The 12,643-nt window shown below is 39.0% G+C and carries 9 protein-coding genes; 6 read left to right on the top strand and 3 right to left on the bottom strand.

Annotated features, from left to right (window positions below):
* The first annotated feature begins 197 nt into the window (after positions 1–197).
* The 3 genes from hrpA (at position 198) to I6E70_RS18550 (ending at position 4,847) form a co-directional block, all read left to right on the top strand.
* Positions 198–4,085: an ATP-dependent RNA helicase HrpA gene (gene hrpA / locus I6E70_RS18560; protein WP_197189364.1), complete on the top strand. Its 3,888-nt coding sequence runs from the start codon at positions 198–200 to the stop codon at positions 4,083–4,085.
* 75 nt (positions 4,086–4,160) lie between these two features.
* Positions 4,161–4,541 carry a response regulator gene (locus tag I6E70_RS18555; RefSeq protein ID WP_007581064.1) on the top strand — a complete coding sequence of 127 codons (381 nt, stop codon included), beginning with the start codon at positions 4,161–4,163 and terminating at the stop codon, positions 4,539–4,541.
* Positions 4,542–4,550: 9 nt separating this feature from the next.
* Positions 4,551–4,847 carry a PilZ domain-containing protein gene (locus I6E70_RS18550; protein ID WP_007581065.1) on the top strand — a complete coding sequence of 99 codons (297 nt, stop codon included), beginning with the start codon at positions 4,551–4,553 and terminating at the stop codon, positions 4,845–4,847.
* 30 nt (positions 4,848–4,877) lie between these two features.
* On the opposite strand, the gene I6E70_RS18545 is transcribed toward I6E70_RS18550, so the two are convergent.
* Positions 4,878–6,068 (bottom strand): class I SAM-dependent methyltransferase, encoded by a 1,191-nt coding sequence (locus I6E70_RS18545; RefSeq protein ID WP_007581068.1) that lies wholly within the window; start codon positions 6,066–6,068, stop codon positions 4,878–4,880.
* A 64-nt stretch (positions 6,069–6,132) separates the two neighbouring features.
* On the opposite strand from I6E70_RS18545, the gene I6E70_RS18540 reads away from it, so the two are divergent.
* Together I6E70_RS18540 and I6E70_RS18535 are read left to right on the top strand one after the other, a co-directional pair.
* Positions 6,133–6,864: an HD domain-containing protein gene (locus I6E70_RS18540; RefSeq protein WP_211185177.1), complete on the top strand. Its 732-nt coding sequence runs from the start codon at positions 6,133–6,135 to the stop codon at positions 6,862–6,864.
* Between the two features lies 1 nt (position 6,865).
* Positions 6,866–7,306 carry a VOC family protein gene (locus tag I6E70_RS18535; RefSeq protein WP_197189363.1) on the top strand — a complete coding sequence of 147 codons (441 nt, stop codon included), beginning with the start codon at positions 6,866–6,868 and terminating at the stop codon, positions 7,304–7,306.
* Here the strand turns inward: I6E70_RS18535 and I6E70_RS18530 are convergent.
* Together I6E70_RS18530 and I6E70_RS18525 are read right to left on the bottom strand one after the other, a co-directional pair.
* Positions 7,303–8,295: a response regulator gene (locus tag I6E70_RS18530; protein ID WP_197189362.1), complete on the bottom strand. Its 993-nt coding sequence runs from the start codon at positions 8,293–8,295 to the stop codon at positions 7,303–7,305. The genes I6E70_RS18535 and I6E70_RS18530 overlap by 4 nt on opposite strands.
* A 3-nt stretch (positions 8,296–8,298) precedes the next feature.
* Entirely contained in the window at positions 8,299–11,631 is a 3,333-nt protein-coding gene (locus I6E70_RS18525; protein WP_197189361.1) for an MHYT domain-containing protein, read from the bottom strand.
* Positions 11,632–11,920: 289 nt separating this feature from the next.
* Here I6E70_RS18525 and I6E70_RS18520 point away from each other — a divergent pair, with 289 nt between their 5' ends.
* Positions 11,921–12,607, top strand: coding sequence for a M48 family metallopeptidase (locus I6E70_RS18520; RefSeq protein ID WP_331458734.1), 687 nt, complete (start codon positions 11,921–11,923; stop codon positions 12,605–12,607).
* The last annotated feature ends 36 nt before the right edge of the window (positions 12,608–12,643 follow it).

The raw sequence follows: 12,643 nt of genomic DNA, 5'->3' as shown, positions 1-12,643 counted from the left end.
CATTTATTGCTAGCCAGTTATTTTCAGTGCAGTTAGCGCTGAAAATAACTGCTTGAGATAGATTTATTATTCGCAGTTTAGGTGAATCGCAGCGTTTATATAACAAACAACCCCGTGTTATGCATTTTGTAGGATTAACCCCGGCCGTTTAATTTGATACAATTATGGCTCTTTAACTAATTTTATAAGGTATGCGGGTGGTAAACCTAGGTCAGTTGTTTGGCGAGCTAAAAACGTGCTTGAAAAAAGATCAATTCATTTTCAAAAAACGCTTACATGGCGTAAAAAAAATAACGGATGAAAACAAGCATGCCAACGCGCTTGAAAAAATAGCGGCTGATATAACCCGTAGCCAAGAATTACGTGATAAACGCTTAGCGGGCCTTCCTAAAGTGACTTACCCTGAGCAATTGCCAGTAAGTCAAAAAAAGGAAACAATTAAAGACGCCATTGCAAATAACCAAGTGGTTATTATTGCAGGTGAGACGGGCTCAGGTAAAACAACTCAAATACCTAAAATGTGTTTAGAGCTTGGCCGTGGTGTTGATGGCTTAATAGGCCATACTCAACCACGCCGATTAGCAGCGCGAACGGTGGCTAACCGTATTGCTGAAGAAATGAAGTGCGAACTTGGTCAGCAAGTCGGTTTTAAAATTCGTTTTAGCGATCAGGTTTCTAATAATACGTACGTTAAACTCATGACTGATGGTATTTTACTGGCAGAAATTCAGCAAGATCGATTTTTAAACCAATACGACACCATAATTATAGATGAAGCGCACGAGCGTAGCTTAAACATCGACTTTATTTTAGGTTACTTAAAAAACCTACTTCCAAAACGTCCCGATTTAAAAATAATAATTACGTCTGCAACCATCGATCCTGAGCGCTTTTCAAAGCATTTTGATGATGCGCCCATTATAGAAGTATCGGGTCGTACTTTCCCTGTTGATGTGCGTTACAACCCAACGGCCGATATTAATAAAGAAGATATGGAAGCCGAGGGCGATCAGCTACAAGGTATTTTTGATGCTGTTGACGAACTGTGCGCGGAAGGTCCTGGCGACATACTGATATTTTTAAACGGTGAGCGTGAAATACGCGATACCGCTGATGCACTTAGCAAGCGTAATTTAAAACACACTGATGTATTACCACTTTACTCGCGCTTATCTAACGCAGAGCAAAACCGTATATTTGCGCCACATTCTCGTCGTCATATTATTTTATCGACCAACGTAGCCGAAACGTCACTAACCGTGCCTGGTATTCGTTATGTAATAGATCCAGGTACTGCGCGTATAAGCCGCTACAGTTATCGTACAAAAGTTCAGCGCCTGCCAATAGAACCTATATCGCAAGCAAGTGCTAATCAGCGTATGGGTCGTTGTGGACGTGTTGAAGCGGGTATTTGTATTCGCTTGTACTCTGAGGATGATTTTTTATCGCGCCCAGAGTTTACCGACCCTGAAATACTGCGTACTAATCTTGCCTCAGTTATTTTGCAAATGTTGGCACTCGGGCTTGGTGATATGGCGCAATTTCCGTTTGTGCAAGCGCCAGATAGCCGTAATATAAGTGATGGTTTATCGTTATTAGAAGAACTACAAGCAGTAAAACCAGACAAACGTGATAGTAAAACGAGTTTAACCGCTTCAGGTAGAGAACTCAGCCGATTACCGGTAGACCCTCGTTTAGCTAAAATGGTGCTCACAGCTCACAAACTTGGCGCATTGCGTGAAGTGATTGTTATTGTGGCGGCGTTGTCGATTCAAGATCCACGCGAACGCCCGCAAGAAAAACGTGCTGCAGCCAATGAAAAACACGGTCGCTTTGACGACCCAGATTCAGACTTTATCGCTTTTTTGAACTTATGGAATTACTTAGAAGAGCAGCAAAGCGAGCTGACTAACGGCCAGTTTAGAAAGCTGTGTCAAAAAGATTTCCTAGCCTATATGCGCCTGCGTGAGTGGCAAGATATTGTTTATCAAATAAGTACTGTGTGTAACGAAATGGGCATGAAAGCAACCAGCCAAGCGGCTGATGGCGAACTTGTTCATAAAGCGTTATTAAGCGGAATGCTGAGCCATATTGGCTTTAAAGATGAGAAGCAAATATACAAAGGTGCACGTAATAGTCAGTTTCATATTTTTCCGGGTTCAGGTTTATTTAAAAAGAGCCCTAAATGGATCATGTCAGCGGAGCTGGTAGAAACCAGTAAATTATATGCCCGCACAAATGCAAAAATAGACATTAACTGGGTAGAACCATTAGCGCAGCATTTAGTAAAACGTAGCTATACAGAGCCACACTGGGAGAAAAAACCAGGTGCGGTAATCGCGTTTGAGCAGCAAACTTTGTACGGCTTACTTGTCGTAAATAAACGCCGCTGTGTTTATAGTAACATAGACCCTAAAGTGAGCCGAGAGCTTTTTGTGCGCACTGCATTAGTTGAGCAAGAGCTGGGCTTAAACGAGGGCTTTTTAGCATTTAACAGTGAGCTTATTGAAGATATTCAAGTTCTGGAAAATAAGTCGCGTCGTCGTGATATTTTAGTTGATGAGCAAATGTTATTTGAGTTTTACGATAAAAAAATACCCAAAGAAATTAATAACCGCGCTGCATTTTTAAAATGGTATAAAACACAAAAACAACAAAATAAGCATTACCTACACATGACTCGTGAAGAGCTAATGCAGCATGGTGCAAGTAATATCACTGAGTTTGACTACCCTGACACATGGCAGCAAGACAATATTATACTGCCGCTTGCTTATCATTTTGACCCAGGCCAAGCAGTTGATGGCGTTGCGGTACAAATACCGGTAGCACTGTTGAATCAAGTACAAGAGAGTGGTTTTGACTGGCATATACCTGCATTTAGACATGAGCTAATAAGTGGGCTTATAAAGTCATTACCTAAATCGCTTCGCCGTAATTTTGTGCCAGCACCAAATTACGCAGATGCAGTACTTGCAGCTATTGAGCCAATGCAAGGTAGCCTAATTGATGCTTTAGCTACGCGCTTATTAAGAATGACAGGTGTGAGAGTTGATATGGAGGCGTGGGATTTAACCGCGCTTGCACCGCATTTACGATTGCAGTTTGAAGTACGTGATGAACACGATAAGTTACTTGCTCGTGGACTTGATTTAGCCAAACTTAAAGCAGAGCTGCAAGGTGAAGTAACCGAAACACTGTCTAAAGTAGCCGATAAAGGCATTGAAAAATCAGACCTAACACAATGGGACTTTGGTGAGCTGCCAGCGTCATATGTTAAAAAACAAGGTCAATACGAAATAAAAGCATACCCTGCGCTGGTGGATAAAAAATCAGCCGCTGCAGTGGAGCTTTTTGATAGTGAAGCAAAAGCGCAGCAAGCGCATCAACAAGGTTTGCGCCGTTTAGTACTGTTAAATGTGCCGTCGCCAATTAAGTACTTACAACAAAACTTACCGAATAAGGCCAAGCTGGGTTTGTACTTTAACCCATTTGGTAAAATAGCTGATTTAATTGATGACTGTATCGCCGCAGGTGTTGATAGCTTATTAGTGAAACACGGTGATATACGCGATGAAAAAGCATTTGAAACAGTAAAAGAGCAAATACGAGGTGAGCTCGGTGATGCCGTTGTATCGATTGCAACGCAAGTTGAGCAAGTATTAAGTATTGCGCACGCACTGCATAAAAAAATGAAAGGGCGCGTTGATTTAACGATGATAACCGCGCATGGCGATATAAAATCACAGCTCGAGTCACTTATATTTAAAGGTTTTGTGAGCGCGCATGGCGCAGATAAAATAACGGATTTAATTCGTTATTTAAAAGCGATTCAAAAACGTTTAGAGAAGCTGCCTGTGGATCCAAATCGTGATAGGTTATGCGTACTAGAGTTGGATAAAGTTGCTCAAGAGTACAAAAAAGTAGTTAATAAAACGCCTAAAGGCTTGCCTATTCCACAAGAAGTAACCGCTATTTTTTGGATGCAACAAGAGCTTAGAGTGTCGCTATTTGCTCAAACGCTTGGAACTCCTTACCCAATTTCGGCTAAGCGAGTACTTAATGCGATAAAAGAGATAGAATAAAACTTGCATTTTCTATTAAGCTTAGTACCTTAATAGGAGGATTTATTTTTGTTTTGAAAAGGAAGTGACATAGTTATGTCCTCATCGATTGAACATAAAACAAAGCGACTTTTAGTGGTAGACGACGAGTATTTTAATTTTGAAATGCTCAAAGCAGCACTCGCGTCGAAATTTGATGTTAGTTATGCAGATTCAGGGCAAAGCTGTCTTGCATCGGCAATTGCGAGTCCGCCAGATATAATTTTGCTTGATGTTTGTATGCCTGGTCTTGATGGTTATGATACATGCCGAATGCTAAAACACACACCTGAAACAAAAAATATTCCTGTTGTTATGGTATCGGGCCTAGAGTCTCCATCTGAAAAACAAGCAGGGTTTGACGCTGGTTGTAACGCATATGTTGTAAAGCCATTTTCAGTGGGTGCTTTGTTGGAAGAAATTAACACGGTTTTTTAGAGGTAACGTATGTTTACTGATGATAAGCGAAATTTTAGACGCATGCAGATCAATACACCTGCAAATTTAACAACGATAGAACCAATAGCGGGTTTAAGTTTTGCCGCAGAGTGCGTGGATTTAAGTGCAACAGGTTTATCAATTCATTTAGATGAATTACTTGAACCTAATACATTACTGACGGTGAACATTGATTCGACTCACCCAAGTATTGCGCCTTTAAATGCAACAGCAAAAGTAATACGTGCCAGCAAAGAAGATGATGGCACGGTAACAGCAGGTCTTGAAATCATTCAGTTTAACTAACTTGAATCCAGTTAAACTCAATAGTAGATATTAAAAAACCTTACAGATTAAGCCTTTTAAATAAAAGCCTTCAGGGTAGCTGCCAGCAATTGGGTGATCAGCTGCCTGGTTTAATCGCTCCATTATAAGTAGGTCTTTACCTGCATCAAGTGCTGCATCGGCTACTACTTTTTGAAATAAGTTTTGTTCCATTAAACCAGAGCATGAGAACGTTAGTAATGTTCCACCTGGTTTTAGTATTTGCATGGCAATCATGTTGATATCTTTGTAACCACGACACGCACCGGTTAGCTGCGCTTTATTATCAGCAAACTTTGGTGGGTCCATTACGATGGTATCAAACTGTCTACCTTCGTCGCGGTATTGGCGTAGTAACTTAAATACGTCCTGCTTAACAAAACTTACTTTATTTAAATCTAAGTTATTATGTTCAACATTACGTTTTGCTGTATCTAAAGCGGGTTGAGATACATCTACGTTAGTTACATGCTCACATCCACCACGCAGGGCGTACAACGAAAATGTACCTGTATAACTAAAACAGTTAAGTACCGTTTTACCCTTTGAAAAACGCTCAAGTGCGGCGCGGCTATCGCGCTGGTCTAAATAAAAGCCCGTTTTATGTCCATCAATTATATCGACTTCAATTTTAAAACCGTTTTCCTCAATAAGTACCGGCTGTGTTGGTTCGTTACCCCAAAGAGCGCCTTTTATTGGCTCTAAGCCTTCTTTAGTGCGTACTTCTACGTCTGAGCGCTCGTATATGCTAGAACCTGGAAAAATAGACATCAACGCGCCAACAATCTCGCCTTTATGACGCTCAGCACCGGCACTTAATAGCTGACACACTAACACGTTATCAAACTTATCGATTGTAACGCCTGGTAAGTAATCAGACTCCGCAGCACATAATCGAAACCCTGTTAATCCGCCTTCTTCTATTACTTGGCTACGTGCTTCTAATGAGCGACGTAAACGGCGTTCAAAAAAGTTTTGATCGATTACTTCTTTTTCGTCAAAGCTCCAAACACGTGCGCGAATTTGTGAGTGAGGGCTGTAAGCAGCAGTTGCTAAAAACTTACCTTCGCTATCGTGAATCGTTACTGTGTCGCCTAATCCAGGTTTACCTTTAATTTTTTTGATGGCTTTTGAAAATAACCAAGGGTGTTTTCTTTTTAATGATTTATCGCGACCAGCTTGTAGGTAAACGGCAGATGACATAAGGCTTCTCAGTAGTAATAAATAAGCGCTGTATTTTAGTCAAGCAAGGAGCAACATACAATGAATGTTTTGCAAGGTGGGCATAAAGCACGGTAAAGTACGGATAATTTATCGATTCATTAGCTTTTGGAACCTAATAGTGCCTGACGCCGTTTTAAGCCCCGATTTAAAAATACTTAATTCACAATGTAGAGAGTTTATAGCCTCTTTAGTGCATGCCGATGTAGCTCACGATATTACTCATATAGAACGCGTGGTGCGCGTTGCAATACAGCTATGTAATGCGGAGCAGGCAAACATGTCAGTTGTATTACCTGCAGCGTGGATGCATGACTGTGTGGCGGTGGCTAAAAATCATCCTGATCGTGCAAAAGCCTCTACTATGGCAGCCGATAAGGCATTGGAATTTTTAAAATCTATTAATTATGACGAGTCACTTTTTGATGAGATTCATCATGCCATTGCCGCTCATAGTTTCAGCGCAAATATAAAAATTAAAACAGTTGAAGCGCAAATAGTACAAGATGCTGACAGAATGGATGCATTGGGCGCTATTGGAGTGAGTCGATGCATGAAAGTAGGCGGATCAATTTCTCGGTTATTGTATAACCCAGAAGACCCTTTTTGTATTGAACGCGAGGCTGATGATAAAACATACACGCTTGATCACTTTTTTATAAAGTTATTACATATTGCCGATAGTATGAATACGCCATCTGCTAAAGCAGAAGCGAATAGACGTACAAGATATATGCATGACTTTTTAGAGCAATTAAAGTCAGAAATAGGTGAGTAACGTGAATAATACAAGCATACCTAAATTATCTGGGATTGATCATTGCCATTTAAATGTTGATAACTTGATTGATGCCGTTAAGTGGTATGCGCGTGTTTTAGGTTTTAGTGTAGTACCCGAGCTTGCCTTTTGGGATGAGGACGGACGCGGCCCTTTAACACTTGAAGATACTAGTTCAACAACTCGTTTAGCACTTTTTGAAGGTGAGGGGCGTAGTAAAGGGATTGCATTTTTGGCCTCAGGGGAGCAATTTATTCAATGGCGTAATCATCTTGAGGGTTTAAATATAAAAGTAGTTTTAGCAGATCATGGTGTAACGTTTTCTATGTACTTTAAAGATGAGAGTAGCAATAGCCATGAAATTACGTCACATGACTATCGTTATATAAAGTCTTACTATCCAAATGTTGAGCTTGGCTCTCACAGCGCTAAAAAGAATTAGCTTTCTTGATTTGAATTTTTTATAGCAAGAATATCGTCTAATTTTTTCACAAATAGTTCGATTAGAGCGGGATCAAAATGAGCTCCTGCTTGCTCTTGCATATGCAAAACTGTTTTCTCTACACTCCATGCCTCTTTATAAGGGCGTTTTGAAGTCAGAGCATCAAAAACGTCAGCAACGGCAACAATTCTACCTTCAATTGATATTTCTTCGCCTTTGATCCCGTTAGGATAGCCTGAACCATCCCATTTTTCGTGGTGTTCAATAGCAAGTTTATGAGCGAGTTGTAGTAATGGCGATGAAGAATTTGCTAATATTTGTGCACCAATTATGGCGTGTTTCTTCATATGTTCAAACTCTTCAGAAGTTAACTTGCCTGGCTTTAGTAAGATAGCATCAGGGATACCTATTTTCCCAACATCGTGCATTGGGGCGGCTTGACGTAAAAGCTCTGCACTTTGCTCATCCATACCTAGCGCTAATGCTAATACTTTGCTGTATTGGCTCATACGCACTATATGTTCGCCAGTGTCAGTATCTTTATATTCAGCAGCACGGCCTAGGCGTTGTACTAAATCTACATGTGCTTGTTTTAATTGCTCAGCTTGCACTAGCGATAAGTGAGTTTTAACTCTAGCTCTTACAATAGCAGGGCTTATTGGCTTAGTAATATAATCTACGGCACCAAGTTCAAAACCTTTAAATTCATCATTTTCGTCCCCCAAAGCTGTCACAAAAATAATGGGGATATGAGACGTTTTAGGATTGTTTTTTACCCGCTGGCAGACTTCAAACCCATTCATACCTGGCATCATTATGTCGAGCAAAATTAGCTTCGGTAGTTCTTTTTCAAGTAGTGCCAATGCGGCATCACCCGATTTAGCAAACGACATACGATATTGATTACCTAACACTTCGCGCATTACTTTTAGATTTGCAGGCTCATCGTCAACAATTAATACTCGTGGCCTATCTGTTGTAAAATCCATTAATTAATACTCATTGTTTGTTAGTTTTTCAAGTAAGGTTTCTAGTATTACGTGTGCTTTATCAAAATCAAATTCATCAAAGGCCTCGGCTATAGCATCAACATCATCTTGACAGTTAGCAGGTGCGCCGCGTTGCAGCTTTGCTAATAGCTCATCATTTAGCTCTGCGTTTTGTGCATCTTGATAAAGCGTCTTACACAGTGACTTAATTTCATCAATTGATAGCGTGTCAGAACTATTATCTTCAGGCTTACTACTTGGCTTATCGCAAGTATTAGATGATAGCAATTGTGAGATGACAAGTAGCTCGTTTTTTATATCGTCTAAAGTACTAATAACTTTAGCGTCACTTTGTTTTTGCTCTAAATCGGTTAATAACTTCATTAATGTTATTAGGCCTAAGTTACCAGCAACACCTTTAAGTGTGTGAATGGTACTATCGACATCTTTTATGTTTGATAATTTATCACTGAATAATGTTTCGAACCGTTTATTACTGTCACTAATAAATTTAGTAATCTCTGTAAGTTGTTTACACTTAGAACCCCAAAGGGCTAACCCTTTTTCAAAATCTATATGCTGCGCTTTAGGATCGCTTTGCGATATAACAATTTCTTTTGCAATACCAAGACCAAGCACTTGTGCTATTTCTTGGTTTAGCTGATTTATATCGACGGGTTTATTTGCAAAGCCATTCATGCCTGCTTTCTTAGCCGTAAGCTTATCTTGTTGTAATACACTGGCTGTGAGCGCGATAATTGGCGTGTATTTAATTTGTCTTTGATTTTCTATTGCTCTTATTTTTTGTGTTGCCTCTATGCCATCACACAATGGCATATGTATATCCATTAAAATGACATCAAAGTCTTGTTCTTCAAATACTTTAATCGCTTCAAGTCCGTTAGATGCCTTGGTAACTGCATGCTGATCGCGTGACAGGAGTAAAGAAAGTAGTTCTGTATTTTGCTCGATATCGTCAACTACTAACACCCTAAGTGCAGGCAGTTGTGTGTGTAGACCATCAAAATGATCTATTTTAGTTTCGTCACCTAAAGTAAGCGGCAATGAAAAGTAAAAGCAGGTGCCTTTACCTAGTTCACTTACTAAGTTTATTGTTCCGCCCATAAGCTCTACAAGTTGTTTGCTTATGGTAGTACCAAGACCTGTACCACCAAAACGGCGAGTAGTAGTACCATCGGCTTGTTCGAAAGGTTGAAACACTGCTTGAATACGATCTTTTGCAATACCAATACCGGTATCTTGCACTTCAAAAAACAGATGCTGATTTTGTGTTATAGCAACAGTTACGGTAACAGAGCCTTTTTCGGTAAACTTAATAGCATTACCAATTAAATTAGTAAGTACTTGCCTGAGTCGATCTGGGTCACCGTAATAAGTAGCACTTACCGATTCTTTAATATGAAGTTTAAGTTCTAAATCTTTCTTTTTAGCTTCTAGCCAAAAAGTAGAAATAATACTGTCTATTACTGGCTTTAAACTAAAGTGTATTGGCTCAATAGTGAGCTTACCGCGCTCTAGTTTTGCGGAATCGAGAATTTCATTTAATAATCTAAGTAATGAACGCGCTGCATTATTTACGGTCACTAAATGTTTTTGTTGTTCTTGATCAAGTGGAGTGTCCATTAATAGATCGCTAAAACCTATTATAGAATTCATTGGGGTGCGTATTTCATGGCTCATATTAGCCATAAAAGATTGCTTTGCATAAGCAGCTTCTTCAGCTTTAAATTTAGCTTGCTCTAGTTTTTCTTCATATTCTTTGCGTTCTGTAATATCAACTAAAACACCATCAATCCACTTTGCTTGGCCTTGGGTGTCAAAGTCGATACTGCCTTTATCTAAAAGCCATAAGATTTTACCGCTTCTGTGGCGAATTCTGTATTCGATTGAATACTGACGTTTTTCTTCTACGGCTTTAGTGACGGCATCTACAATAGGTTGCTGGTCTGATTTTAAAACTAGATCGTTAAATTCAATGCAATGTTCAGTAAATTCATTAGGGTTATAACCCGTTAACTCGTTGATGCTCGGGCTGATAAAAAGCATGGTCCAGTTATCATCAAATTTACACCTAAAAGCCACACCTGGCATGTTATCCATTAAAGAGCGGTATTTTTGCTCTTTTTCTTCAAGGCTTTTTTGTAAAGCTCGTTGCTCTGATAAGTCGGTTATGAAGCCTACGTATAGAGGATTTTGCCCTGGCTGATTAACTTCTCCAATCCCCAAACGAATCGGGAATAAGTGGCCATTTTTATGCTTTGCAAAAATTTCACGGTTAACACCGATTACTTTACCTAAATCAATATTTTTAGCTTTAGAAAGGTAGCTATCGTGATGCATCGCGATAGCATCATCCATTAGCATTTTAATATTATGATTTTGTACTTCATTTTCGTGCCAGCCAAAAATTTTACTGGCTGATTCGTTAAAGCTCAAAATAATGCCGGTGTGATCAATCGTTACGATTCCATCAATGGCTGTGCCTAAAATTGCGTTTAAGCGAGACTCGTCGGCTGACTTTTCTTCAAGTAACATTTTATATCTGACCATGCCATTAAGTACCGCTACTACGCTTGTAATGGCAATCGTTGCAGTTGCAACCGCGATGGCTACAAAAGTGAGCCCAGCAGAAGCATTTGCGTCGTCATATAAAAGAGGAGATGTTGCAACAAAGCGTGTAGATGCCATGCCCATATAATGCATAGCAGCAACAGCAAAGCCTAATATTATAGCGCTGATGGCTCTATTTTGTAGGTATGATAGTTTTGGAAAAAATTTTTCAAGATTAAAGCGGCTATATAACGCTATAAACGAAAGAGCGACGGCAACTAAAATTGAAAGACCAAAGGTCAGTGGGTCATAGCGCAACATTGGGGAAAGCTCCATTGCAGCCATACCGCTGTAATGCATTGTACCAATACCAGCCCCTAGTAAGATCGAGCAAATGCTGAGCACTCTAAAGTTTCCATCACTATTTACAAGTATTGATACCGCATACTGACATGCTAATAAAGCAGGAAGAAAAGAGAGTAGTGTGATTGTTGGATCGTAGCTTATATTAGTACATAGCGAAAAAGCTAACATACCTATAAAGTGCATACTCCAAATACCAGAAGAAAATACAGTTGCTGCAGTTATATTTGCTAAACGTTGATAACGAGGGAATTTAGTCTCTTTTGCTAAATCAATGAGCTTAGTAGTAAAAAAAGCAGCAAAAATGGCTATTAATACAGACATTGAGACTAGAAGAGGGTCGTAAACCCCATTAAGTATTAGACTTGGATCTTGGTCTGTAATGAAGAAAGCTGATAGCATAACGGCTCGAAATATAATCTTTATTTTACAAGTTTAATCTAATTTACTAATAAATGAACCGTTATTTCTAATCGCGCTATAAAGTGACGAATTTTAACCAAGTTTATTTATTTTTTGTTATTGAAGTAAATAAAATATTTTAACTTTCAATTCAAATAAAACAGACGGCTCAATCTATAGCTTATTATAATAAAGTGGATTAGGAGTTAGGTGCGACTGTATGCCTAAGAGTTTAAAATTGATGGTAATATGGATTATATAAACGGATGCTATATTTAGAGTTTAAGTCGTGTTTGAATATCAACTAAAAAAGAGTACTAGACGCAAAACAGTCGCAATAAAAGTGCATAGTCAAAAGGTAACTGTGTATGCGCCACATTTTGTCGCAAAAAAACACATTGATACTTGGTTATTTGACAAACAAGAGTGGGTTGCAGAACAATTAAAAAAACAATTGTCAATTGATGACACTAAGCAGTACCCTTTTGAATCTAAAAAAATAAGTGTTTTTTCAGAAACTATTTATTTGAAATTGGACTCAGGCCAAGATTCCAAAGTAACCCCGTATGATGACCACTTACTTATTACAATATCTCCTCGAGTTAAAAACACTAATCAAAAGTATCGACAGCTATTAGAGACTTATTTAAAAGAGCAGCTTATTGCTTACATAGAAATGCGTTTAGCGTATTTCTGTACTCAAATGGGTGAAGAGTTGCCAAATGATTTAAAAATAGGTGTTTATAAACGAAAGTGGGGGAGTTGTAATAGCAAGCGAGAACTCACTTTTAATTTACATCTTATAGGTGCTCCTTACCACGCTATAGATTATGTGATTGTTCATGAGCTTGCCCATTTAAAGTATTTAAATCATAGCAAAGCTTTTTGGCAGCGAGTAGAGGCGTTTTTCCCCGATTACAAAACATCATCTAATTGGTTAAAACAAAATGGTATGAGTTTACAGTGGGTGTTTTGATGTTACTGAATATAGGAATATAGGAATATAGGAATA

The sequence above is a fragment of the Pseudoalteromonas sp. NGC95 genome, from assembly GCF_015864705.1.
In the GTDB taxonomy this organism is placed as follows: Bacteria; Pseudomonadota; Gammaproteobacteria; order Enterobacterales; family Alteromonadaceae; genus Pseudoalteromonas; species Pseudoalteromonas arctica.
This window is presented reverse-complemented; position numbering and strand designations above follow the sequence as displayed.

Excerpts from the sequence above, each read along its gene's own strand:
- I6E70_RS18555 (WP_007581064.1), top strand. The coding sequence starts at position 4,161 with ATGTCCTCATCGATTGAACATAAAACAAAGCGACTTTTAGTGGTAGAC.
- I6E70_RS18550 (WP_007581065.1), top strand. The coding sequence starts at position 4,551 with ATGTTTACTGATGATAAGCGAAATTTTAGACGCATGCAGATCAATACA.
- I6E70_RS18545 (WP_007581068.1), bottom strand. The coding sequence starts at position 6,068 with ATGTCATCTGCCGTTTACCTACAAGCTGGTCGCGATAAATCATTAAAA.
- I6E70_RS18540 (WP_211185177.1), top strand. The coding sequence starts at position 6,133 with ATGTTTTGCAAGGTGGGCATAAAGCACGGTAAAGTACGGATAATTTAT.
- I6E70_RS18530 (WP_197189362.1), bottom strand. The coding sequence starts at position 8,295 with ATGGATTTTACAACAGATAGGCCACGAGTATTAATTGTTGACGATGAG.
- I6E70_RS18525 (WP_197189361.1), bottom strand. The coding sequence starts at position 11,631 with ATGCTATCAGCTTTCTTCATTACAGACCAAGATCCAAGTCTAATACTT.